Source organism: Modicisalibacter coralii (assembly GCF_004117855.1).
Lineage (GTDB): Bacteria > Pseudomonadota > Gammaproteobacteria > Pseudomonadales > Halomonadaceae > Modicisalibacter > Modicisalibacter coralii.
In genome coordinates this window covers 13,175-36,559 of the sequence record NZ_QWBW01000030.1, presented here as the reverse complement: position 1 = coordinate 36,559, position 23,385 = coordinate 13,175, and the positions used below count along the sequence as shown (strand labels likewise).

General features: G+C 67.8%; 18 protein-coding genes and 1 pseudogene. 10 read left to right on the top strand and 9 right to left on the bottom strand.

The features are described from left to right. Positions 1-3: 3 nt before the first annotated feature. Together D0901_RS15850 and D0901_RS15845 are read right to left on the bottom strand one after the other, a co-directional pair. Entirely contained in the window at positions 4-2,139 is a 2,136-nt protein-coding gene (locus tag D0901_RS15850; protein WP_129141283.1) for a TonB-dependent receptor family protein, read from the bottom strand. A 106-nt stretch (positions 2,140-2,245) separates the two neighbouring features. Next, positions 2,246-3,466 (bottom strand): amino acid deaminase, encoded by a 1,221-nt coding sequence (locus tag D0901_RS15845; RefSeq protein ID WP_129141282.1) that lies wholly within the window; start codon positions 3,464-3,466, stop codon positions 2,246-2,248. Between the two features lie 173 nt (positions 3,467-3,639). Between D0901_RS15845 and D0901_RS15840 the strand changes: the two genes are divergently transcribed. From D0901_RS15840 to D0901_RS15825, 4 genes are all read left to right on the top strand, one after another. After that, positions 3,640-4,503, top strand: a complete 864-nt coding sequence (locus D0901_RS15840) for a MurR/RpiR family transcriptional regulator (protein WP_129141281.1) — start codon at positions 3,640-3,642, stop codon at positions 4,501-4,503. A 1-nt stretch (position 4,504) separates the two neighbouring features. Beyond that, positions 4,505-5,998, top strand: coding sequence for an N-acyl-D-amino-acid deacylase family protein (locus tag D0901_RS15835; RefSeq protein ID WP_129141280.1), 1,494 nt, complete (start codon positions 4,505-4,507; stop codon positions 5,996-5,998). Then, complete coding sequence (locus D0901_RS15830; RefSeq protein WP_129141279.1) at positions 5,995-6,387, top strand: RidA family protein; 393 nt, start codon at positions 5,995-5,997, stop codon at positions 6,385-6,387. Before D0901_RS15835 ends, D0901_RS15830 begins: the two co-directional genes overlap by 4 nt. Before the next feature lie 140 nt (positions 6,388-6,527). Next, complete coding sequence (locus D0901_RS15825) at positions 6,528-8,018, top strand: sodium:solute symporter family protein (RefSeq protein WP_129141278.1); 1,491 nt, start codon at positions 6,528-6,530, stop codon at positions 8,016-8,018. 168 nt (positions 8,019-8,186) lie between these two features. Here D0901_RS15825 and D0901_RS15820 read toward each other — a convergent pair. From D0901_RS15820 to puuE, 6 genes and pseudogenes are all read right to left on the bottom strand, one after another. Continuing rightward, positions 8,187-9,086: pseudogene (locus D0901_RS15820) on the bottom strand (2-hydroxy-3-oxopropionate reductase); the annotation flags it as partial. 162 nt (positions 9,087-9,248) lie between these two features. After that, a complete protein-coding gene (gene hyi, locus D0901_RS15815; RefSeq protein ID WP_129141276.1) occupies positions 9,249-10,025 on the bottom strand; it encodes a hydroxypyruvate isomerase in 777 nt (258 codons plus the stop codon). A 58-nt stretch (positions 10,026-10,083) separates the two neighbouring features. Further along, the gene (gcl, locus tag D0901_RS15810) at positions 10,084-11,862 is read right to left on the bottom strand and encodes a glyoxylate carboligase (RefSeq protein ID WP_129141275.1); all 1,779 of its coding nucleotides are present in this window, start codon (positions 11,860-11,862) and stop codon (positions 10,084-10,086) included. Between the two features lie 232 nt (positions 11,863-12,094). Next, entirely contained in the window at positions 12,095-12,583 is a 489-nt protein-coding gene (locus D0901_RS15805) for an ureidoglycolate lyase (protein ID WP_129141314.1), read from the bottom strand. A 187-nt stretch (positions 12,584-12,770) separates the two neighbouring features. Then, on the bottom strand, positions 12,771-13,592 hold the full coding sequence (locus D0901_RS15800; protein ID WP_129141274.1) for a bifunctional allantoicase/(S)-ureidoglycine aminohydrolase: 822 nt from the start codon (positions 13,590-13,592) through the stop codon (positions 12,771-12,773). Positions 13,593-13,635: 43 nt separating this feature from the next. Next, positions 13,636-14,571 carry an allantoinase PuuE gene (gene puuE / locus D0901_RS15795; RefSeq protein WP_129141273.1) on the bottom strand — a complete coding sequence of 312 codons (936 nt, stop codon included), beginning with the start codon at positions 14,569-14,571 and terminating at the stop codon, positions 13,636-13,638. Between the two features lie 678 nt (positions 14,572-15,249). Here puuE and D0901_RS15790 point away from each other — a divergent pair. From D0901_RS15790 to D0901_RS15780, 3 genes are all read left to right on the top strand, one after another. Beyond that, positions 15,250-15,993: an aspartate/glutamate racemase family protein gene (locus tag D0901_RS15790; protein ID WP_129141272.1), complete on the top strand. Its 744-nt coding sequence runs from the start codon at positions 15,250-15,252 to the stop codon at positions 15,991-15,993. 112 nt (positions 15,994-16,105) lie between these two features. After that, entirely contained in the window at positions 16,106-17,470 is a 1,365-nt protein-coding gene (locus tag D0901_RS15785) for an NCS1 family transporter (protein WP_129141271.1), read from the top strand. Positions 17,471-17,507: 37 nt separating this feature from the next. Next, the gene (locus tag D0901_RS15780; protein ID WP_129141270.1) at positions 17,508-18,974 is read left to right on the top strand and encodes an NCS1 family nucleobase:cation symporter-1; all 1,467 of its coding nucleotides are present in this window, start codon (positions 17,508-17,510) and stop codon (positions 18,972-18,974) included. A 76-nt stretch (positions 18,975-19,050) separates the two neighbouring features. Here D0901_RS15780 and D0901_RS15775 read toward each other — a convergent pair whose 3' ends face one another. Beyond that, entirely contained in the window at positions 19,051-20,100 is a 1,050-nt protein-coding gene (locus tag D0901_RS15775) for a LacI family DNA-binding transcriptional regulator (RefSeq protein ID WP_129141269.1), read from the bottom strand. Between the two features lie 258 nt (positions 20,101-20,358). On the opposite strand from D0901_RS15775, the gene D0901_RS15770 reads away from it, so the two are divergent. From D0901_RS15770 to D0901_RS15760, 3 genes are read left to right on the top strand one after another with little or no spacing between them, the layout of a single operon-like run. Then, the gene (locus D0901_RS15770; protein ID WP_129141268.1) at positions 20,359-21,363 is read left to right on the top strand and encodes a tripartite tricarboxylate transporter substrate binding protein; all 1,005 of its coding nucleotides are present in this window, start codon (positions 20,359-20,361) and stop codon (positions 21,361-21,363) included. Positions 21,364-21,393: 30 nt separating this feature from the next. Beyond that, positions 21,394-21,870, top strand: coding sequence for a tripartite tricarboxylate transporter TctB family protein (locus D0901_RS15765; RefSeq protein ID WP_129141267.1), 477 nt, complete (start codon positions 21,394-21,396; stop codon positions 21,868-21,870). Between the two features lie 4 nt (positions 21,871-21,874). Then, positions 21,875-23,374: a tripartite tricarboxylate transporter permease gene (locus tag D0901_RS15760; RefSeq protein ID WP_129141266.1), complete on the top strand. Its 1,500-nt coding sequence runs from the start codon at positions 21,875-21,877 to the stop codon at positions 23,372-23,374. Positions 23,375-23,385 lie beyond the last annotated feature (11 nt).

Genomic DNA, 23,385 nt, shown 5'->3' with positions numbered 1-23,385 from the left:
TCGTCAGAAGGTGACGCCCAACCCGGCATACACCGTGCGCCCCGGCGCCGGGTCGAAGTAGCGGGCATTGCTGGCGTTGATGATCACGTTGGCATAGTGCTCGCGATCGAACAGATTGCGCACTCCGGCGTAGGCCTCGAGCACGGTGTCGCCGCCCAGCCGCCAGCCGTCGCCGGCGCGCAGGTTGACCAGCCAGACGTCGTCGATGGTCACCTCGTTGGCATCGTCGGCGACCATCGAGCCGATGTACTGGGTCTCCAGGGTCGCGAAGCGCCGGTCGAGCCCCTGCCACGACAGCCGGTTGACCCAGGTCCGCTCCGGCAGGCCGGGGATGCGCTTGCCGTCGTAGTCCTGTCCGTCGACGCGATAGTCGTCGAATTCGTAGCGCGCCAGGGTCAGGGCGCTGTCGAGCCGCCAGCTCGGCGTGAACTGCCAGCCCAGCTGGGTCTCGATGCCCGCCTGGGTACTCTCGCCGGCGTTGCGGTAGTAGCTCTTGCCGGCGGCGTTCTCGTAGGCCACCAGGGAGTCCTTGACCCGGGTCGAGAACACCGCGAGGTCGTAGTCCAGCCCGTTGTCGAAGGTGCCGCGCAGCCCGACTTCGCGATTCCACGCCGTCTGCGGTTCGATGGCCGGGTTGAAGCCACCCCCGGCGGGGTTGGCGAACTCCGAGAAGGTCGGCGTCTCGTAGGCGGTACCGGTGGCCAGATAGAGCTGGTGGTCGGGCAGGTACTGGAAACTCAGCCCGGCGCTGCCGCTCCACTGATCGAGAGTGCGATCGCCGCTGTCGTCGCCGTCGCTGAGGTGATGATCGTCGATGTCGAAGTTCACCCGGTCGTAGCGCGTGCCCAGCGACAGCGTCCAGCGCTCGGTCAGGTCCAGGTCGCCCTGGGCGAAGACGCCCATGGAGGTCGCCCGCTGGGTCTCGTCCTGGGAGCGGCGCAGGTGCTCGCCGTCGATCAGCACGTCGTCGCTGTGGCGGTCGTCCACCTGGCGCGCCACGTCGACCCCGGTCATGTAACGCAACGGCAGCCCGCCAAGCGTCAGCGACTGGCGATATTCGGCACTGCCGCCGTAGTAGTCGCGGTCGTAGGCGATGTAGTTCTGCACGTCCGTGATGCCACGACGCCCACCGGCGAAGGCCAGTTGCTGCTGATAGTCGCGATGCAGGTAGAACCCCTTGAGGGTGAGCGCCCCCGCCCCGGCGGACAGATCCTCGTACTGCAGGCCGATGACCTGCTGGTCGACCTCCTGCCCCGAGTCGATGTCGACCGGCGAGTAGTCGTAGTAACCCCGCGTATCCATGGCGGCGAAGCGATCCTCCTCGACGGATTCCCGCGTCTTGCCGCCGGGGTCCTCGGCGAAGGGGCTGTCGAGCAGGTTGAGGATGGCGGTGATCTTGCGGTCCTCGCCCAGCTCGCGGCTCAGCTTGGCGTTGAGCAGATACTTGCGGGCGGCGCTGTGCTCGCGATAGCCGTCGTAGTCCATCGCCGAGGCGCTGACGTGGTGCGACCAGGGGCCCTCGACACCGCCGTTCTGCACCGACAGCTTGCGATAGCCGTCGCTGCCCGCCTCGACGCGGACCGCGCTGCCCGGATCGCTCTCGCCGCTGGCGGTGGTGACGTCGAGCGCCCCGCCGGCGGCGTTGCCGTAGGCCACCGCCGCCGGGCCGCGGATCACCTCGATGGTCTCGGCGCTGTCGAGATCGATGGCGTCGAGCTGCGCCTGGCCGTCCGGCAGGGTGTAGGGAATGCCGTCGACCATCACGGTGACGCCGCGCACGCCCCACGGCGTGCGCGCGCCGAAGCCGCGAATCGACAGTCGCTCGCCCTGGGCGAAGTTGTAGCGGTTCTGCAGGTAGAGCCCGGGCACGCCGGCCAGCGACTCGTCGAGGCGCACGCGCTGCTGGCCTTGGGCGATCGTCTGGCGATCGACCACCGACACGGCGGCGGGGGTGGCGTAGAGCTCCCGCGCCAGGCGCGGCGCGGTGACGGTGATGACGTCCGTGTCGGCCGTGGTATTGGCGGCCGGCGTTCCGGCGGCCGGCGTTCCGGCGGCCGGCGCTCCGGCGGCCGTCAACGGTACGCTGACCAGGCCGCAGGCGCCCAGGCCGAGCACGCGGATGAAGAGACGATGAGACATGACGGTTCCCTGTAAACGGCGAGTCAAGACAGCGCCCTCCCGGCGCGATCGCGGCACAGCCTAGCGTGCCAGCGTCGCCGTCTCCAGCCCGCCGTGCCGCCGACGCTCAGAATCGGGTTTCCATCACCTCGCGCACCTCGAGGGCGTCATCGACCAGCAGCACCCGCCGCCACTTGTCGAAGGTCAGGCAGGGATGCGAGGTGCCGAAGGCGATCACGTCGCCGACCGCCACCTCGGCATCGTCGGGAATCGCCAGGAAGACGTGCTGATCCATGATGTGCGTGGTGCGCCAGGCACTCACGTCCCGTGGCATCTCGGCCGCCGACGGCGTCGAGGCCAGCGGATACAGCCGCAGCGGCAACGGCAGGTCCGGTTCGAAGCCGATGTCACGCTTGCCCAGGGCGACGATCGCCAGCCCCGGTTCGGGCAGCGACTGGACGTGGGCGAACACTTCCAGCGCCGGCTGGAGCTCGCCCTCGAGCCGGGGATGACGCGCCTTTACCGCGGCCATGGCGCCGGCGTAGAGGCGGTGATCGTGGACCACGTAGCAGCCCGGGCGCAGCACCGGCGTGTAGTGCTCGCGCAATTCCGCACGGTCGAACGCCTCGGCGATCAGGTCGAACCACTTCGACCCGGAGGCGGTGACGATCGGCGCCTCGCGCTGGAGCTCCCCGCTGGCCCGCAGCGCCCTGACGGCCTCCACCAGCCGTTCGCCATAGGCGCGCACCGCGGCCACCTCGTCGCCACCGGCGATCATGCCCTCGTAGCCCTCGATGCCGGCCAGCGCCAGGGCCGGCTGCTCGGCGATCGCCGCCACCAGCGCTGCAACCTGGTCGGCATCGCGACAGCCGCAGCGCCCGCCCGGCACGCCCAGTTCGATCAGCACGTTGAGCGTCTGCCCGCGGGCGGCGAAATAGCGCCCCAGCGCGGCGACGTTGTCCGCCCCGTCGACCACGCAATGGAACTCGGCACCGGCATCGATCAGCTCGGCGACGATCGCCATGTTGGGCTCGCCGACCAGCTGGTTGGCGAGCAGCAGCCGCTCGACCCCGGCATCGAAGGCCGCCCGGCACTGCACCGCGGTGGCCAGGGTGATGCCCCAGGCGCCGGCGGCGAGCTGCCGCCGGAACAGCGCCGGAGCCATGGTGGTCTTGCCGTGCGGCGCGAGACGGGCGCCATGGGCGTCGGCGAAGCGCTGCATCCACGCCAGGTTGTGCGCCAGCGGCGCCTCGAAGATCGCCGCTGCCGGCAGACTGACGCCCGCCAGCAGCGATCCGCCCGTCTCGGGAGTGCCCTTGTCGCCCGCCGCCGTCGTCGGGGTGCTCACGTGTCCTTCCTCCCGGGCCTTGTGCCCTGTTCGTTCATGACGCGATCGACGCGTTCGCGGGCCGGTGCTCCCTGGCGGCCCATGAAAGCAACTTTCACGAATATTGATTTACTGTTAGAAAATAACATAGCCTGATCGATAGACAAGCCACCCGCTCACCCCAGGAGACAGTGGTGACCCAGGACATCGACATCCTGTCGCGCATCACCAGCGATTTCGCCGGCCTGCGCGACGCCGAGAAGAAGGTCGCCGAGCTGATCTTCGCCGACATCGATTTCGTCAGTGAAGCCAGCATCGGCGCCATCGCCGAGCGCGCCAACGTCAGCGACGCCAGCGTGACGCGCTTCGCCCGCGCCGTGGGCTGCGGCAACGTCCGCGATCTCAAGCTGCGGCTGGCCCGGTCGCTGGCCGCCGGCCGGCGCTTCATCCAGGACGCCGGCGAGGCCAACGGCCTGGCCGCCGTCTACGACATCGCCGCCCAGACCCTGGCGGTCAACCGCGAGCTGATGGAGCAGGCCGATGTCGCCGGCGCGGTACGCCTGCTCGACGACGCCCGCCAGATCCTCGCCTTCGGCGCCGGCGGCGGTTCGACCATGCTCGCCCAGGAGCTGCAGTTCCGCCTGGTGCGGCTGGGCTACGCGATCAGCGCCTACCCGCACTCGCTGCTGCCACGCATGGTGGCCTCGACGCTGGAACCCGACGACGTGGTGGTCGCCCTGTCGGTGAGCGGCCACACCCCGGAGACCGTCGATGCCGCGCGCATCGCCCGCCAGTATGGCGCCCGCGTGGTGGCGATCACCGCCCACGGCTCGCCGCTCGCCGAGGCCGCCGACGTGGTGCTGCCGGTGGCCGCCCGCGAGACCGACTTCATCTATCACCCCTCGGCGTCGCGTTACGCCATGCTCGCCGCCATCGACGTGCTGGCGCTGGAACTAGCACTGCGCCACCAGGACCGCTCCCGCGACAAGCTGCGTCGGCTCAAGATCACCCTCGACGCCCATCGCGGCGGCGGCGACCGCCAGCCGCTGGGAGACTGACATGCACTACGACATCCTGTTCCGCCGCGCCACCGTGATCGACGGCACCGGCGGTGCCGCTTTCACCGCCGACGTGGCGATCCGCGGCGAGCGCATCGCCGCCGTGGATGAGACAGGCACGCTCGACGCGGCCCGCGCCGACAGCGTTATCGACGCCGAGGGCCTGTGCCTGACGCCCGGCTTCATCGACGTCCACACCCACGACGACACCAACGTGATCCGCGCCCCGGCGATGCTGCCCAAGCTCTCCCAGGGGGTCACAACGGTGGTGGTCGGCAACTGCGGCATCAGCGCCAGTCCGGTGACGCTCGCCGGCGAGGTCCCCGACCCGATGAACCTGCTGGGCCGCGCCGAGGACTTTCGCTACCCGACGTTCGAGGCCTACGCCGAGGCGGTGGATGCCGCGCGGCCGGCGGTCAACGTCGCCGCGCTGATCGGCCACACCAGCCTGCGCAGCCAGGTGATGGACGACTTCGCCCGCCCCGCCGGCCCGGCCGAGATCGCGGCCATGCGCGAGGCGTTGCGCGAGGCGCTCGACGCCGGCGCGCTGGGGCTGAGCACCGGGCTCGCCTACCGCAACGCCTTCCACGCCCCCGCCGCCGAGATCGAGGCGCTGGTCGCCGAGGTGGGTGCCGCCGGCGGCGTCTATACCACCCATCTGCGCGACGAGTTCGCCGGCCTTCCCGAGGCGATGGACGAGGCCTTCGCCACCGCCCGCCACGGCCGTGCGCCCCTGGTGATCTCGCATCTCAAGTGCGCCGGCGCCGGCAACTGGGGCGGCGCGCCGCGGGCACTCGGCAAGCTCGAGACGGCTGCCCGCGACCAGCGCGTGCACTGCGACTGCTACCCCTATACCGCCGGCTCGTCGACGCTGGACCTCGGCCAGGTCACCGACGAGATCGCGATCTTCATCACCTGGTCGGACCCGCATCCCGACCAGGCCCAGCGCTGGCTGAGCGACATCGCCGAGGCGTGGGGCGTCTCGCTGCTCGACGCCGCGCGCCGCATGCAACCGGCCGGCGCGGTCTACCACAACATGAGCGAGGACGACATGCGCCGGGTGCTCGCCCACCCGCTGGCGATGATCGGCTCCGACGGCCTGCCCAACGACCCGCATCCGCATCCGCGGCTGTGGGGCGCCTTTCCCAGAGTTCTGGCGCACTACAGCCGCGACCTGGAATTGCTGCCGCTCACCGAGGCGGTGCGCAAGATGACCGGCCTGTCGGCGGCGCAGTTCGGCCTGGTCGATCGCGGCGTGATCCGCGAGGGCGCCTACGCCGACCTGACGCTGTTCGATCTCGCCACCCTCGAGGATGTCGCCGACTATGCCCGGCCAATCGCCGCCGCCCGCGGTATCGCGCTGGTGATGGTCAACGGCGCGATCGGCTACCGCGACGGCCAGGCCACCGACGCCCGCGGCGGGCGCCTGCTGCGACGTCGCACGCGTCTTTCGGCGACCCCGATTTCCACCCCCACCACGGAGATGCATTCATGAGTATTCAGCGTTACGGCGTCGAAGGCGGCGTCGGCACCGGCGGGCAGAAGCTGCCCTTCGCCCGCGCCACCGAGGCCGGCGGCTGGCTGTTCGTCTCGGGGCAGACCCCGATGCGCGACGGCGAGGTCGTCGAGGGCAGCATCGTCGAGCAGTCGCGTCTGGCCTTCGACAACTGCCTGACGATCATGCGTGAGGCCGGCTACGGCGTGGAGGACGTGGTGCACGTCACCGCCGTGCTCACCGACGCCCGCTACTTCAGTTCGTTCAACAAGGTGTTCAAGGAGGTGTTCGGCGAGCATCCGCCGGCGCGGATCTGCAGCGTCCAGGACCTGGTGGTCGACTGCAAGGTCGAGGTCGACGTCAAGTGCTACCGCGCCGACCGCGCCTGATCACGCGAGCGACCTGCCAATGACGAAAAGGGCGCCGGAGCCCGGCAAGGCCCCGGCGCCGCAGCCACAGCAATAGGTCGCGTTTCCCATCACTGCCTCGGTCGCGGCAACGACCGAGCCAACAAGTATAAGAGGCACGTATGAACAGTCATATCTTTCTCGGCACCTTCTTCGCCTACATCGTGGCGATGATCGGCTTCGGCTGGTGGGTGTCCCGCAAGAGCCGCGGCACCGGCGACGACTTCCTGCTCGGCGGGCGCAGCGTGCCGCTGTTCCTGACCGTGGGGACCACCGTGGCGACCATGGTCGGCACCGGCTCGAGCATGGGCGCGGTGGGCTTCGGCTACACCAACGGCTGGGCCGGCGCGCTCTACGGCATCGGCGGCGCAATCGGCGTGCTGTTGCTGGCGATATGTTTCGCGCCGGTGCGTAAATTCCGCTTCATGACCATGAGCGAGGAGCTGTCCTACTACGTCGGCGCCAGCCGACTGGTACGCAACATCGTCGCGCTGTTGATCTATGTCGCCTGCATCGGCTGGCTGGGCGCGCATATCCTCGGTGGCGGACTCTATCTGGCCTGGATGGCCGACATCGACCCCAGCCTGGCCAAGGTGATCGTGGCGCTGGGCTTCGGCGTCTACTGCGTGATCGGCGGCTACATGGCGGTGGTCTGGACCGATACCATTCAGGCCATCGTGCTGTTCGTGGGCTTCTTCCTGATGGCCGGCATGGCGCTGATCGACGTCGGCGGCTTCGACGGCCTGAGCGCGGGCGTCGAACCGGCAGCGAGCAGCTTCCTGGGCATCGCCAAGATCGGCGGCCTGCCGGCGCTGTCACTGGCCACGGTTATCGCCGTCGGCGTGCTGGCCACACCGTCGTTCCGCCAGCGCATCTATTCGGGCAAGTCGGTGGGCTCGGTGCGCCGCTCCTTCTTCATCACCGGCGCGCTCTACCTGGCCTTCTCGATCGTGCCGGCGATCATCGGCATGGCCACTCATGTGCTCAACCCCGATCTCGACAACAGCAACTACGCCTTCCCGTTCCTGGCCACCGAGGTGCTGCCGCTGGGCCTGGGCCTGCTGCTGCTGGTCGCCGGGCTCTCGGCGACCATGTCGAGCGCCAGTTCGGACGCCATCGCCGGGGTCTCGACGCTGATGCGCGACCTCTACGTGCTGGCCACCGGCCACACCCCCTCGGCACGCCACGTGGTGCTCTACTCGCGTATCGCGCTGGTCGCCACCATCGGCCTGGCGCTGGTCTTGGCGCTGAGCTCCGACAACGTCATCAGTTACATCACCAAGATGATCTCGACGGTGCTCGCCGGGATGTTCGTGTGCGGGATTCTGGGTCGCTTCTGGCCGCGCTACAACTGGCAGGGCGCAGTGGCCACGCTGATCGGTGCCTCGGTGACCTCGCTGGCGGTGATCGCCCATGCTGACTGGAGCGCCTTCTGGGGTAATCCCAGCATCCCCGCCGTGCTGGTGGCGACGTTCGCCGGCGTGGTGGTGAGCCTGCTCACGCCCGCCTCGCGCGTCAGCGAGGCCGAGGCGCTGGCCAAGCTCGACCACGAACGCGAGCGCATGGAGAACGCCCCCGCGGCGGCGGTGTCGGCGGCTCCCTCGGCACAGTGAGCGCACCCATAAATAGTGTCGCCGGTCTCGCCGCAGGAAAGGCGCCGAACCGCCCTGTCTCGGGACCCGGCGCACGGGCAGAAAGCCCACCCGAGCGGATCGCGTCACGCCCCGGCGGCGGGAGCCTGCCGCATGAAAGGGGCGCGGGCCGTGCGGCCCGCGCGAGGGTCACTCGATCTCGTGGTTGGCCAGTGCCTCGAGGGCGCGGACCATGCCGGCGTGGTCCCAGTCGGCGCCGTCATGGGCGGCGCAGGCCTGGAACAGCTGCTGGGCGTTGGCGGTGCCGGGCAGCGCCAGGTTCAGGCTGCGCGCCCCTTCCAGCGCCAGGTTGAGGTCCTTCTGGTGCAGCTTGATCTTGAAGCCCGGGTCGAAGGTGCGCTTGATCATGCGCTCGCCGTGGACGTCGAGGATCTTCGACTGGGCCAGGCCGCCGAGCAGCGACTCGCGCACCTTGGCGACGTCGGCCCCGGCCTTCGAGGCGAACAGCAGCCCCTCGGAGACCGCTTCGATGGTCAGCGCGACAACGATCTGGTTGGCCACCTTGCAGGTCTGGCCGGCGCCGTGGCCACCGATGTGGGTGATGGTCTTGCCCATGAGTTCGAGCAGCGGGTTGGCGCGAGTGAAGCCTTCCTGGGTGGCGCCGACCATGATCGTCAGCGCGGCGTTGATCGCGCCACCCTCGCCGCCGGAGACCGGGGCATCGACGTATTCGCCGCCGGCCGCCTCGATACGCTTGGCGAAGTCCTGGGTCGCCAGCGGGGCGATCGAGCTCATGTCGATGACCAGCGTGCCCGGCTTGAGACCCTCGATCACCCCGCCCTCGCCGGACAGCACTTCTTCGACGTCGGGGGTGTCCGGCACGATGGTGATGATCACCTCGGAGGCCTCGGCGACCGCCTTGGGGTCGGCCAGTTCCTGCATGCCCTTGTCGGCGAGTTCGCTGGGCAGCGGCTTGTCGCGCTTGACGGTGACCAGCTCGTGGCCGGCGTCGAGCAGATGACCCGCCATGGGACGACCCATGATGCCCAGGCCGATAAAACCGATCTTGCTCATGTTCCTTCTCCTGTTACTAGCATGATGAGTCGCAACGTCTCTTGATCTTTCCTGGCATGAAGCGCGTTACGAGCGATGGCAGGTCGGTCGCCGCCGGCGCGGAGGAGCCGGAATGTACTCCAGTACATGAGGACTCCGAGCACCGCCGGCGATCGAGATGCCGAGCGCAGTAGCGTTTCAGCGTACGGCGTCCAGCCAGCCCAGCCCCTCGCGGGTGGTGGTCGCCGGCTTGTACTCGCAACCGATCCAGCCGTCGTAACCCAGCCGGTCGAGGTGGGCGAACAGGAACGGATAGTTGATCTCGCCGGTACCCGGCTCGTGGCGGCCCGGGTTGTCGGCCAATTGCACATGGGCGATGCGATCGAGATGTTTCTCGATGGTCGGCGCCAGATCCCCTTCCATGATCTGCATGTGGTAGATGTCGTACTGCAGCTTGAGGTTTCGGCTACCCACCTCGTCGAAGATCGCCAGCGCCTGCTCGGTGCGGTTGAGGAAGAAGCCCGGGATGTCGCGGGTATTGATCGGCTCGGCGATCAGCCGGATGCCGGCATCCGCGAGCTTGCCGGCGGCGAAGCGCAGGTTCTCCACCAGGGTGCGGCGGGCGTCGGCGTCGCTGACGCCCTCGGGCCGGATGCCCGCCAGGCAGTTGACCTGGGTGTTGCCCAGCACCTTGGCGTACTCGATCGCCCGGTCGACGCCGGCGCGGAACTCCTCGATGCGATCCGGGTGGCAGGCGATGCCGCGCTCGCCGGCGGCCCAGTCACCGGCCGGCAGGTTGAACAGCACCTGGGTCAGGCCATGATCGTCGAGCCGCTGCTTGATGTCGGCGGCCGGGTAGTCGTAGGGAAAGAGGTACTCGACGCCCTTGAAGCCGGCGTCCGCGGCGGCCTCGAAGCGGTCGAGAAACTCCTCCTCGGTGAACAGCATGCTGAGGTTGGCGGCGAATCTGGGCATCTCGGATTCCTCTGGATCGTACAGTGTGTCTTGTGGCTGATACGGTGACAGGCCTCTATCACATCCGCGACGCGATCGACGTCGGCGCATCCTCGGCGGTCTCGGCCAGCGCCTCGAACTCGGTGACGCCGCTCAGGTCCTTGCCGCTCATGGCGATGTTGGTGACCCGCTCGAGGATCACCTCGACCACCACCGGCACGCGATGCTCGTGCATCAGCTCACGGGCCCGCGCGAAGGCCGGGGCGATGTCGTCCGGGCGGGTGACGCGCAGTGCCTTGCAGCCCAGCCCCTCGACGACCGACACGTGGTCGACGCCGTAGCCGTTGATCTCCGGGCAGTTGATGTTCTCGAACGACAGCTGCACGCAGTAATCCATGTCGAAGTTGCGCTGCGCCTGGCGGATCAGTCCCAGGTAGGAGTTGTTCACCAGCACGTGGATGTAGGGCAGGTTGAACTGCGCCCCCACCGCCAGCTCCTCGATCATGAACTGGAAATCGTAGTCGCCCGACAGCGCCACGACCTCGGCATCCGGATCGGCGCGACACACCCCCAGCGCCGCGGGGATCGTCCAGCCCAGCGGCCCGGCCTGGCCACAGTTGATCCAGTGACGCGGCCGGTAGACGTGCAGGAACTGCGCACCGGCGATCTGCGACAGCCCGATGGTACTGACATAGCGGGTGTTCCTGCCGAAGGCGCGATTCATCTCCTCGTAGACGCGCTGCGGCTTGATCGGCACGTCGTCGAAGTGGGTCTTGCGCAACATCGTGCGCTTGCGCTCGCGACATTCCTCGGCCCAGGCGCTGCGATCCTTGAGCCGGCCGGCCGCCTCGAGGTCGCGGGCCACCTCGATGAACAGCTCCAGAGCGGCCCCGGCGTCGGAGACGATGCCGTAGTCGGGCCCGAACACCCGGCCGAGCTGGGTCGGTTCGATGTCGACGTGAACGAAGGTCCGCCCCTCGGTGTAGCTGGCCACGTCGCCGGTATGGCGGTTGGCCCAGCGGTTGCCGATGCCCATCACGAAGTCCGCGGCAAGCAGCGTGGCATTGCCGTAGCGATGCGAGGTCTGCAGCCCGGCCATGCCAGCCATCAGCGGGTGATCGTCGGGGATCGTGCCCCAGCCCATCAGGGTGGGAATCACCGGCACCCCGGTGAGCTCGGCGAACTCGACCAGCTTGTCGGCGGCATCGGCGTTGATCACCCCGCCACCGGCGACCAGCAACGGCCGTTCGGCGGCGTTGAGCATGCCGATCGCCTTCTCGATCTGGGCCCGCGAGGCGCTCGGCTTGTAGACCGGCAGCGGCTCGTAGGTATCGGGATCGAATTCGATCTCGCTCATCTGCACGTCGAGCGGCAGATCGATCAGCACCGGGCCGGGGCGCGAGCTGCGCATCAACTGGAAGGCCTGCTGGAAGGCGCGCGGCACCTGGGCCGGTTCGAGCACGGTGACCGCCCACTTGGTCACCGGACCGGCGATCGCCTGGATGTCCACCGCCTGGAAATCCTCCTTGTGCAACCTGGCGCGCGGCGCCTGGCCGGTGATGCACAACATCGGAATGGAATCCCCCGAGGCCGAGTAGAGCCCGGTGATCATGTCGGTCCCGGCCGGACCGGAGGTGCCGATGCACACCCCGATGTTACCGGCCCGGGCGCGGGTGTAACCCTCGGCCATGTGCGAGGCACCCTCGACGTGACGGGCGAGCACATGATCGATGCCGCCGACCTGGCGCATGGCGGCATAGAAGGGATTGATGGCGGCGCCGGGCAGGCCGAAGGCAACGTCGATGCCTTCCTTCCGGAGCACGTGAACGGCGGCTTCTGCGGCGGTCATCCTGGTCACGAGCGGTCCTCCTGGGAGACGTGATCATTGTTGTTGACTCCAAGTTAGGCAGCACCGCAACGGCTGTCAATATTTATTGGAAACATTTTCCATTAAATGGAATTAGCGAACGCAGACCAGAAAATGTCGCCTGGATATTGCATGAAATATGGTAATCCACATGAAAAAAGGGCCCGACGCACAGCGCCCGGCCCATTATTCAGAAATAATTTCCAATATTATGAAATAGCAATCAAGCCAGGCGAATCCGCGCGGCGAGGGGGTGTTCGTCGCAGTTTTCGCCCTTGCCACCGCGATCGACGACCAGGAATTCGCCCTCGCGGTCGAGTACCGACTGGATGGCGTGCCAGGTGCCGGCCCGGTAGTTGACGCCCTGGCGCCCGTCGGTGACGAAGGCCCGCACCTCGGCAGGGTCGATCTCGTCGCCCGGCGGCGCCACGACGATCAAAAAGCGCTCCTCGTGCAGCGGCATGAAGGCCTGGCTGCCCAGCGGATGGCGCTCGAGGAAGTCGATGGTCAGCGGTACCTCGACCGGCTGGCTGACGAAGATGCTGACCAGTGTCCGCGCCTCCTCGCCGAGGGTCTCGACCCGCGCCAGATCGTGATAGCGCCGGGTACGCCCGGCGTTGATCGGAAAGGAGTCGCTGATGCGCGTATCGATGACGTCGCCGAACGGCGCGAACGCCTCGGGGGTCAGCGGCTCGGCCTTGAGTTCCAATATGTTCATACGCCCTCACAAATCAATTCTGCGTCTCGGAAAAACTCGACGAGCGAAGGTCAGGCAAGGCGAAGATCGGCGAGAAAGCGAACCGGGCTGGCGATCCAGTTTACAAGCCGTAAATGAGCATTTTGACCGGGCTGGCGCTCCAGCCGATCTTCAACGCCGCATGACCGAGCGCAGACAGTTTTTACGGACGCAGTTTCGGGTGACGGTTGACGTCCTTGTACAGCAGATAACGGAACGGCCCCGGCCCGCCGGCATAGCAGGCCTGCGGGCAGAAGGCACGCAACCACATGAAATCGCCGGCCTCGACCTCGACCCAGTCCTGGTTGAGGTGATAGACGGCCTTGCCCTCGAGCACGTACAGACCGTGCTCCATGACGTGGGTCTCGTCGAAGGGGATCACCCCGCCGGGCTGGAAGGTGACGATGGTCACGTGCATGTCATGGCGCAGGTCCGCCGGGTCGACGAAGCGGGTCGTCGCCCAGACGCCCTGGGTATCCGGCATCGGCGTCGGTTCGATGTCGTTCTCGTTGGTGACGAACGGCTCGGGCACCCCGAGCCCCTCGACGAACTCGTACGCCTTGCGGATCCAGTGGAAGCGCAGCGTCCCGTCCGCCGTGTTGCGCACCTGCCAGTCACAGCCCGGGGGGATGAAGGCATAGCCACCCGGCCCCAGGGTATGCCGCTCGCCGGCCAGGGTCAGGGCCAGCTCGCCCTCGACCACGAACAGCACGCCCTCGGCGCCGGGGTCGATTTCCGGCCGGTCGCTGCCGCCGCCGGGTCCGACCTCCATGATGTACTGGGAGAAGGTCTCGGCGAAGCCGGACAGCGGGCGCGACAGCACCCACAGCCGGGTCTTCTCCCAGAACGGCAGGAAGCTGGTGACGATGTCGCGCATCACGCCCTTGGGGATCACCGCATAGGCTTCGGTGAACACCGCACGATCCGAGAGCAACTGGGTCTGTGGCGGTAGCCCGCCCCTGGGGGCGTAGTAGGTATTGGCCATGAATGTACCTTGCTGATGAACGTTGGCGAACCGGCGACCGGGCTCAGTGGCCGGCCGGGTGCCGCTCGGCCCAGTGGCGGGCGATGTCGACGCGCCGCGTGACCCACACCCGGTCGTGAGCCTCGATGTGATCGAGGAAGCGCTGCAGGGCGCGGAAGCGGCCGGGGCGGCCGATCAGCCGGCAGTGCAGGCCCACGGAGAGCATCTTGGGCGTTTCCTCGCCTTCGGCATAGAGCACGTCGAAGGCGTCGCGCAGGTAACCGAAGAAGTGATCGGCGGTATTGAAGCCCTGCGGCGTGGCGAAGCGCATGTCGTTGCTGTCGAGGGTGTAGGGCACGATGAGGTGGTCGTGGAGCTCGCCCCGGCTGTCCGCCTCGCGGGTCCAGAACGGCAGATCGTCGCCATAGTAGTCGCTGTCGTAGAGGAACGAGCCCTCGTCGAGCACCAGCCGCCGGGTGTTGGGGCTGTCGCGGCCGGTGTACCAGCCCAGCGGCTTCTCGCCGTAGAGTGTCTGGAAGATCTCGATGGCCCGCTGCATGTGCTCGCGCTCGATCGCCTCCGGCATGCCTTGGTAGTGCAGCCAGCGCCAGCCGTGACAGGCGATCTCGTGGCCCAGCTCCTTGAAGGCCTGGGCGACCTCGGGATTGCGCTCGAGCGCCATGGCCACGCCGAACACCGTGAGCGGCAGGCCGCGGCGTTCGAACTCGCGCAGCACCCGCCATACCCCGGCCCGCGAACCGTACTCGTAGATCGACTCCATGCTCAGGTGGCGCTCGGGATACGCCTCGGCGCCGACGATCTCGGAGAGAAACTTCTCGGAGTGGGTGTCGCCGTGCAACACGCAGTTCTCGCCCCCCTCCTCGTAGTTGAGCACGAACTGCACGGCGATGCGCGCCTTGCCCGGCCAGTCGGCCTGGGGCGGGTTGCGGCCATAACCGATCAGGTCGCGGGGGTAGTCGGGATCGCGTCGGGTGATCATCTGCCGGTATCCTTGTTGTTGGTCGCGTCCGCCAGGTCGGCGAGCACAGGCCCGCCAGCTTGGCACGCCATAAATGTATACAATAAAAAGCTAGGCTGTATGCACCCGGAGTGCAAGCCCCGCCCACTGCCACCCAGGCCGAAGCGATCACCGCCGCGCATCGTTCGGGTCCTGCGCGATCAGCTCGCCACTGGGGGTTGTCGTCGACCGCCGGCCCGGCGCGCAAGCGCCGCACAGGCAAGCGGAACCTTCATCCCGAAGCCTTGACCTTTGTATACAATAAATCAAGGCGACTTTCGTTGTCCTGACGCCCTCCGCCGTTGAGCCTCATCCAGAAGCCCATGTCTGACAAGCCGTTATCGAGCGGCATTCGACGCCACATCCGCATGGTAGGACGTTGATATCACCGCTGGTCCGGCCTATTGAGCACAGGCAATGTATACATATATTGTGCTCAAAAACGCCAGCATATGCGATACCGACAACCCTTCCGCGGCCCCCGAGACACCCGCCCGACGCGCGGCCGGCTTCATAAAATGATTACCTGACAAGGGGTTGCGATTAATTGTTCGGGAAACGTGCTTGACGCTTGCCCTCGCAGACTGGCAAGACTATTTTGTGTACAAAGACAACAAGCATCGTGAACAAGACGATTCACGAGCACCCAGCGAGGCTCCCATGCACATCCGCGTCATCAACCCCAACACCACCGCCGCCATGACGGCCAAGATCGGCGAGGCCGCCGAGCGTATCGCCGCGCCCGGCACCCGCATCAGCGCGGTGAATCCCGCCAGCGGCCCGGTGTCGATCGAAAGCCACTTCGACGAGGCGATCAGCGCCGTGGGTGTCACCGAGGAGGTCCGCCGCGGCGAGGCCGAGGGCGCCGACGCCTATATCGTCGCCTGCTTCGGGGATCCCGGATTGATGGCCGCCCGTGAGCTGACCCGAGCGCCGGTGATCGGCATCGCCGAGGCCGCCTTTCACATGGCGACCCTGATCAGCACCCGTTTCTCGATCGTCACCACCCTGGGGCGCACCGGGATCATCGCCGAGCATCTGCTGGCCAGCTATGGCTTCGCCGGCCACTGCCGGCGGGTGCGCGCCGCGGAGATCCCGGTGCTCGACCTGGAAGAAGACGGCGATGCCGCCTATCAGCGGATCGTCACCGAGTGTCGCCGCGCCCGCGACGAGGACGGCATCGGCGCCATCGTGCTGGGCTGTGGCGGCATGGCCGACCTGACGGCGCGAATCAGCGATGCCGTGGGCCTGCCGGTGATCGAGGGCGTCACCGCCGCGGTCAAGCTGGCCGAGGCGCTGGTCGGCCTGGGCCTTCAGACCAGCAAGCACGGCGACCTGGCCTTTCCGCGGCCCAAGCCCTTCACCGGTCGGTTCTCGGAGCTGTCCGACACCCGTTTCGAGTGAGGCACCCACCGCACGATAATCACGACAACCGCTAACGACCTGCCCGGTACGCCACGTTCACAAAGGCGCCACGCGCGCCAACAACAAACCGGTAACTCCGCGAGGCACAACAATGTCCACTTCCTCCTCCCAGCCCGGCGCCGCGTCCGACGCGCTCGTCGAGGGCTCGACCAAGGCCGCCGGCGATGAATCGCTGGCCCCCCAGAAGACCCGCATCATGGGGCGGCTCTCCTACCTGCTGGCCTGGTTCGGCGGCTGCGTGTCGATCGGCACCTTCGCCATGGGCTCGAGCATCGTCGGTACCCTCAATCTGCTGCAGGCATCGCTGGCGATCGCCATCGGCTGCTTCGTGATCGGCGTGGCGCTGACCATCAACGGCGCCGCCGGCTACAAGTACGGCATCCCCTTCATGGTCCAGGCGCGCAGCGCCTTCGGCTTCACCGGCACGCGCCTGCCCGGCCTGGTGCGCGCGGTCCCGGCGGTGGTCTGGTTCGGCTTCCAGAGCTGGATCGGCGCCGGGGCGCTGAACGCCGTGTCGTCGACACTGCTCGGCTTCGACAACCTGGTGTTCTACTTCATCGCCTTCCAGTTGTTGCAGATCGCCCTGTCGGTGTTCGGCTTCCAGGGCATCAAGTGGCTGGAGAACATCGGCAGCGGCTTCATCCTGGCCTCGCTGCTGTACATGTTCATCAGCGTGATCAACAAGTATGGCGACGTGATCGGCGCGCAACTGATCGACATCGACGGCACCTGGGGCCTGCCGTTCTGGGGCGCGACGATGCTCTTCCTGGGCATCTACAGCACCATGATCCTCAACGCCAGCGACTACTCCCGCGAGCTCAAGCACGGCGCCGGCCCGGGCTTTCTGACCACGCTCTACGCCATGTCGATCCTGCCCTGCACGCTGTTCATGGGGCTGATCGGACTGATGGTCTCCGGCGCCACCGGCGTCGCCGACCCCATCGACGTGTTCGCCAATGCCGTGGACAACACCCCGCTGCTGGTCACCACGCTGCTTTTCATCGCCTTCGCCCAGGTCACCACCAACGTGCTCAACAACGTGGTGCCGCCGACCTATGTGCTGATGGACGTGTTCAAGCTGAAGTACCGCGTCGCGGCGGTGATCGTCGGCCTGCTGGCCTTCGCCACCTTCCCCTGGGAACTGGTCAAGGACGACTCCGCCACCGGCCTGCAGATCTTCGTCCAGACCTATTCGGCCTTCCTGGGCCCGATCTTCGCGATCATGGCGGTGGACTACTTCCTGATCCGCAAGCGCACCCTGGATCTCGACGCCCTCTACGACGAGCAGGGCCCGTACCGCGGCACCAACCCCGCGGCGCTGATCGCCACGGTGCTCGGTGTGCTGGTCGCGTTCAGCGTCTCGGCGGTGTCGTGGTACGCCAGCCTGATTCCAGCGGGGCTCAGCTACTATCTACTGATGCGTCACTGGCCCGCTTGCCGGCGCTTCCTCTCCTGAGCGGTCATCACCGACAACGACAACAAGGGGCGTTCCCATGAACGACAACGACCTACGCATCCAGGCGCCCTCGCCGCGTCTCTACAATGCCGACCTGGCCCCGGTGCCGCGCCGCGAGCGCCGCTGGGGCGCCTTCGAGATCTTCAACGTCTGGTCCAACGACATCCAGAGCCTGTTCGGCTATACCCTGGCCGCCTCGCTGTTCATCGGTTACGGCCTGAACGGCTGGGCGGTCATGGCGGCCATCATTGTCGCCGGGCTGATCGTCATGGGCCTGGTCAACCTCACCGGCCGTCCCAGCGTGACCTACGGCCTGCCGTTTCCCGTGATCGTGCGTGCCAGCATGGGGGTCCACGGCGCCAACCTGCCGGCGATGCTGCGCGCGGTGATCGGCATCTTCTGGTACGGGGTCCAGACCTACTTCGCCTCCACCGCAGTGACCCTGCTGATCACCGCCAGCCTGGGCATCGAGGAAGGCACGCCCATCCTCGGCCTGTCGGGTGTGGCCTGGATCTCCTTCCTGATCGTCTGGTTCTTCCAGCTGGCGATGTTCTGGGCCGGCATCGAGCGCATCAAGAAGTTTCTCAACTGGGCCGGCCCGCTGGTCTATGTGGTGATGGTCGCGCTCATGGGCATCATCTGGTATCAGGCGGGCGACACGCTGCTGCCGGCCGTGGGCAGCATCTTCTCCGCCGACGACACCACCTCGGGCAGCGCGATCGGCGCCTTCCTGACCATCGTCGGCACGATGATTGCCTACTTCGCCGCCGTGGTGATCAACTTCGGCGACTTCGCGCGCTTCGTGAAGGACGAACGCGCCATGCGCCTGGGCAACCTGCTCGGCCTGCCCTTGAACGTGGCGTTCTTCTCGTTCATCGCACTGATCATCACCGCCGGAACCCTGGCCCTGTTCGGCGATGCCCTGACCAACCCGTCCGACATCGTCGCCCGGGTCGACAGCCTGCCGCTGACGCTGATCGCCGCGCTGACCTTCTTCGCCGCCACGGTGGGCATCAACCTGGTCGCCAACTTCATCCCGCCGGCCTACGACCTGGCCAACCTCTTCCCGGAACGCATCAGCTTCCGGCTCGGCGGCCTGATCACCGCCCTGATCGCCCTGGTGATCGGCGCGCTGTGGGTGGCCGTGATCAGCCAGATCGGCATCAGTGGCTTCGTCAACGCCATCGGTGCGGTGATCGCGCCCTTCTTCGGCATCATCGTCATCGACTTCTACGTGATTCGCCGGCGCCGGCTGGACGTCCAGGCACTGTTCTCGACCGATCCGAACGGACCGTACTTCTACCGTAACGGCTGGAACCCACGCGGCCTGGCCGCCTTCGCGATCGGCGCCACGTTCTCGCTGGCCTCGGTCTTCGTGCCGGCCCTGCAGGCACTAGGCGGCTTCGCCTGGCTGCTCGGCGCCGGGCTCGGCGCGCTCAGCTACGGCGTGCTGATGATGCGCGACCCCGGCGTCGCCGCCGCCCGCGCGACGAGCGCGAACTGACCAGGCGCTGCTCTCCCACCCAAGACGACGCGAGGCCGATAGCGGTCTCGCGTTGTTTTTTGTCCAGCCGCTCGTTTCACCCTCGTGACGGGCGCTCGCTGTCCTCGGGCGGCGGGCCGGTGGTCTCGCGGACCACCAGCTCGGGCGGCATCATTTCCCGCACCGCCGGCTGGCGGTCCCCGGCGATGCGCGCCAGCAGCAGCTCGCTGGCGCGATTGCCGATCAGGTCGGTGCGCACGCGGACACTGGTCAGGGCCGGTGCCGAATAGGCGGCGGCACCCATGTCGTCGAAACCGGTCACCGAGAGGTCGATGCCCGGACGCAGCCCCCGGCGGTAGCAGGCCGCCAGCACCCCGAAGGCGATCACGTCGGAAAAGCAGACGATGGCCGTGGGCGGTGTCGGCAGCGCCATCAGTTCGTCGAGCATGCGATCGCCGAAGGCCAGCGATGTCGGGCCGTGATGGATCGTCGTCTCATCGACCGGCAGCCCAGCGGCATCCATCTCGCGGCGAAAGGAGCGCTCGCGATCATGGGCCGTGGAGGTATCGCCACCCCCGCCCAGCCAGGCGAAGCGGCGGTGGCCCAGGGCATGCAGGTGGTCGAACAACAGCCGCACGCCGTGTTCGTCGTCGTTGATCACCCGGTCGAACGCCGTGTCGGCGACGTCGCGCGAGATCAGCACCAGTGGAAAATCTTGCAGGTGGCGCACCCGGGGGCCGTCGAGATCCTCGCGCGACGTGCCCGCCACCGGCACCAGGATCAGCCCTGCTGCGCCGTGCTCGGCCATCTGGCGGATGAAGCGGGCCTGGATCGAGGGCGTCTCGTGGGCGTGACAGAACAGCATCATGCGCCCCGCCTCGCGGAAGCGGGTCTCCATGTGGCCGAGGAACTCGGTGAAGAAGGGATTGCTCAGGTCGTTGAGGCACACCGCCACGGTGCCGCTGTCACCACGCCGCAACCCCGCCGCATGCCGATTGTAGACGTAACCCACTGCCTCAGCGGCCTCCTGGATCCGGGAACGCGTCGCCGTGGAGATGCGCGGATCGTCGCGCAGCGCCAGCGATGCCGCGGAGACGGTCACGCCCACCCGGTCGGCGATGGTCTTGAGAGTCGGTCGACGCGTCATGCAAGAGTCCTGTTCCGGCGGCACCCCAGGGGCCGTTGTCGAAGCCTGTCGGCGTGAAGGTCGCTACGCTGCGCGCGATCCTCGCGCGGGGCTTCGGCGATGGTATGCCACCACTCGGAGGCTTTCAGCCCCCGAGAATACCGACCAAGGTCGCATTGGTTCAATCGATTGAATTACGTAAAACGACGCATGAGGCGGTGGTCGGGAACGCAAACCGGCCATCGGAGGTTTGCCAGGCGACACTCGCGGGAGCCCATCATGAAACAGGTACGCTCGACCCTATCGACCGCCACTACACTGGCCTTCGGCATCGCCGCGGCGGCGATGTCATCGACGGCGGTGGCCGACACGTCCGACCAGTGTGGCTGGCAACCCGACCGCGCCGTGACCGTCATCGTCCCCTGGGGCACCGGCGGCGGCACCGACGCCAACGCCCGGCGCCTGGCCAGCCTGCTGGAAGACGAGATGGGCGTGCCCTTCAACGTGGTCAACCGCACCGGCGGCAACGGCGTCGTCGGGCACACCATGCTCGCCCGCGGCAAGCCCGACGGCTACACCATCGGCGCCGCCACGGTCGAGATCGACACCATGCACTGGATCGGCCTGACGCCGCTGACCTACCGGGACATCACGCCCATCGCGCTGATCGACCGTACCTCGGCCGGCGTCCTGGTCGCCAAGGACTCGCCCTATGCGTCGCTCGACGACCTGCTCGACGCCGCTAGGGACAACCCCGGCGAGCTGACCGCGTCGGGTACCGCCCAGGGCGGCATCTGGCACCTGGCGCTGGCCGGCATGCTCAAGGCCGAGGGGCTGGCCCCGGATGCCATCCGCTGGATTCCCAGCAAGGGCGCCGGCCCGGCGCTCAAGGAACTGATGGCCGGCGGCGTCGATGTCGCCACGCCGGCGCTCTCCGAGGCACTGCCGCTGGTCGAGCAGGGCGAGATCAAGGCGCTGGGTTACATGAGCGACACGCCGATGGAACAGCTGCCCGACGTGCCGGCGACCGGCGAGGCCCTCGACAGCGGCTGGACACTGGGCGCCTTCGTCACCATCAGCGGCCCCAAGGGGCTGCCCGACGAGATCGCCTGCGCCTACGAACAGGCTGTCGATCAGGCCGTGCACAGCGACGCCTGGGCCGAGTTCAAGCAGAGCCGTGGCGCGCCGGTGGTCTTCGAGGATCGCCAGCAGACCCGACAGACCCTGGCCGAGGCCGACGACAAGCTGGGCGACGTCATCCAGTCCATCGGCCTGGCCCAGTGACGCCTGCCCCCGGACAACACGGAGACGCCCATGGCACAGCATGACCGCCTGGCGGGCTGCCTGCTGATCCTCTTCGGCGCGCTGGTCCTGTGGCGCGCCTCCGGCTTCCCGAGCATGGCCGGGCTCGCCTACGGGCCCGGCCTGTTCCCGTCGATCGCCGCCATCGGCCTGATCGGCTGCGGCGCCATCATCGCGCTGGGGGCGCGTCGCCCCGCCTCGCGGGACACGTCCCGCAGCGAGTCGACGACAGGCACCTCGCGGCGGCGCGCCAACGCCCGCATGGCGAGCCTGCTCGGTGTCGTGCTCGGCTACGCCCTGCTGCTCGAACCGCTCGGCTTCCATGTCGCCTCGCTGTTGCTGGTCGTCGCCGCGGCGCGGATCTTCGGCCTGCCCTGGGGGCGTTGCCTGCTGCTGGCGGTGCCCCTGGTGGTGGCGGTACACGCGCTGTTCTATTCGCTGCTGCACGTCCCGCTGCCGTGGGGCGTGCTGACTCCCGTGGCCTGGTGACATCATGCTCGTCGAGACGCTTGCCAACCTGTTCACCCCCGAACACCTGGCGGTGATCGCCGCCTGCACCCTGTATGGCACCGTCGTCGGCGCCATGCCCGGCCTGACCGCGACCATGGCGGTGGCGCTGCTGGTGCCCTTCACCTACTTCATGGATCCGCTGATGGCGATCAGCGCGATCGTCGCCACGACCTCGACGGCGATCTTCGCCGGCGACATCCCCGGGGCCCTGATGCGCATCCCGGGCACGCCGGCCTCGGCGGCCTATGTCGAGGACGCCCACCGCCTGTCGCGCGCCGGGCGGGCCCGCTCGACCCTGTGCGTATCGCTGTTCGCGGCGGCCATCGGCGGACTGGTGGGCGTCGCCATGCTGGCGCTGATCGCCCCGCAACTGGCCCGGGTGGCCATGCAGTTCTCCAGCTACGAGACCTTCTGGCTGGCCTGCCTGGGCCTGAGCTGTGCCGTCATGACCAGCAATGCCGACGTGGCGAAGAGCTTCGCCAGCCTGTTCCTGGGCCTGTTCATCGCCTCGATCGGCATCGATGTCGCGGTGGGCTACCCGCGTTTCACCTTCGGCAACTTCGAGCTCTACGACGGCATCAGTTTCATCCCGGCCATCATCGGCCTGTTCGCGCTCAGCGAAATCCTGCGCAGCGCCCGCTCGGGCGAGACCGGCACCCGCGTCACCGCCGACCAGGAGCCCTTGCCGGCGGCCCTGCGCGAGGCACTGGCCACGCTGCGCCGCTACAAGCGCAACGTGGCCCGTTCGAGTGTGCTGGGTACCCTGATCGGCGCCCTGCCCGGGGCCGGCGCGGACATCGCCGCCTGGATCTGCTATGCCGTGTCGCGGCGCTTCTCGCGACAGCCCGAGCGTTACGGACAGGGCCACGTGGAGGGCATCGTCGACGGCGGCAGTGCCAACAACGCGGCGATCGGCGGCGCCTGGACGCCGGCGCTGGTCTTCGGCATCCCCGGCGACAGCGTCACCGCCATCGCCATCGGCATCCTGCTGCTCAACGGCCTGACGCCCGGCCCGCGCATCTTCACCGACTCGCCGGAACTGGTGCACACCCTCTACGGGGCCTTCGCGCTGACCAACCTGATCATGATCCCCGCCGGGCTACTGGTGATTCTCGTCGCCAGCTGGCTGCTGCGCATTCCGCGCCGCGTGCTGATGCCGATCGTGCTGCTGTTCTCGCTGGTGGGTGCCTACGCCATCACCAACTCCGCGATCGCCATCTGGATCGTGCTGGCGCTGGGCGCGCTGGGCTACGCGATGGAAGCCAACGGCTTTCCGCTGGCGCCGGCGATTCTCGGCATCGTGCTGGGCGGCATCGTCGAGGACAACTTCATGACCTCGATGCTCAAGGCCCAGGGCGACCTGCTGGCCTTCTTCGAACGCCCCTGGGCGGCGGCACTCGGCACCCTGACCCTGCTCGTCTGGGCCCTGCTGCTCTGGCGCGCCGCCCGCGACGCGCTGCGCCGCCGCTCGCCCGCTTCATAAAAGGAATCCCG

Excerpts from the sequence above, each read along its gene's own strand:
- D0901_RS15785 (WP_129141271.1), top strand. The coding sequence starts at position 16,106 with ATGTCCACTTCCTCCTCCCAGCCCGGCGCCGCGTCCGACGCGCTCGTC.
- hyi (WP_129141276.1), bottom strand. The coding sequence starts at position 10,025 with ATGCCCAGATTCGCCGCCAACCTCAGCATGCTGTTCACCGAGGAGGAG.
- D0901_RS15830 (WP_129141279.1), top strand. The coding sequence starts at position 5,995 with ATGAGTATTCAGCGTTACGGCGTCGAAGGCGGCGTCGGCACCGGCGGG.
- D0901_RS15770 (WP_129141268.1), top strand. The coding sequence starts at position 20,359 with ATGAAACAGGTACGCTCGACCCTATCGACCGCCACTACACTGGCCTTC.
- D0901_RS15790 (WP_129141272.1), top strand. The coding sequence starts at position 15,250 with ATGCACATCCGCGTCATCAACCCCAACACCACCGCCGCCATGACGGCC.
- D0901_RS15780 (WP_129141270.1), top strand. The coding sequence starts at position 17,508 with ATGAACGACAACGACCTACGCATCCAGGCGCCCTCGCCGCGTCTCTAC.
- D0901_RS15775 (WP_129141269.1), bottom strand. The coding sequence starts at position 20,100 with ATGACGCGTCGACCGACTCTCAAGACCATCGCCGACCGGGTGGGCGTG.
- D0901_RS15835 (WP_129141280.1), top strand. The coding sequence starts at position 4,505 with ATGCACTACGACATCCTGTTCCGCCGCGCCACCGTGATCGACGGCACC.
- puuE (WP_129141273.1), bottom strand. The coding sequence starts at position 14,571 with ATGATCACCCGACGCGATCCCGACTACCCCCGCGACCTGATCGGTTAT.
- D0901_RS15800 (WP_129141274.1), bottom strand. The coding sequence starts at position 13,592 with ATGGCCAATACCTACTACGCCCCCAGGGGCGGGCTACCGCCACAGACC.
- D0901_RS15760 (WP_129141266.1), top strand. The coding sequence starts at position 21,875 with ATGCTCGTCGAGACGCTTGCCAACCTGTTCACCCCCGAACACCTGGCG.
- D0901_RS15825 (WP_129141278.1), top strand. The coding sequence starts at position 6,528 with ATGAACAGTCATATCTTTCTCGGCACCTTCTTCGCCTACATCGTGGCG.
- D0901_RS15765 (WP_129141267.1), top strand. The coding sequence starts at position 21,394 with ATGGCACAGCATGACCGCCTGGCGGGCTGCCTGCTGATCCTCTTCGGC.
- D0901_RS15850 (WP_129141283.1), bottom strand. The coding sequence starts at position 2,139 with ATGTCTCATCGTCTCTTCATCCGCGTGCTCGGCCTGGGCGCCTGCGGC.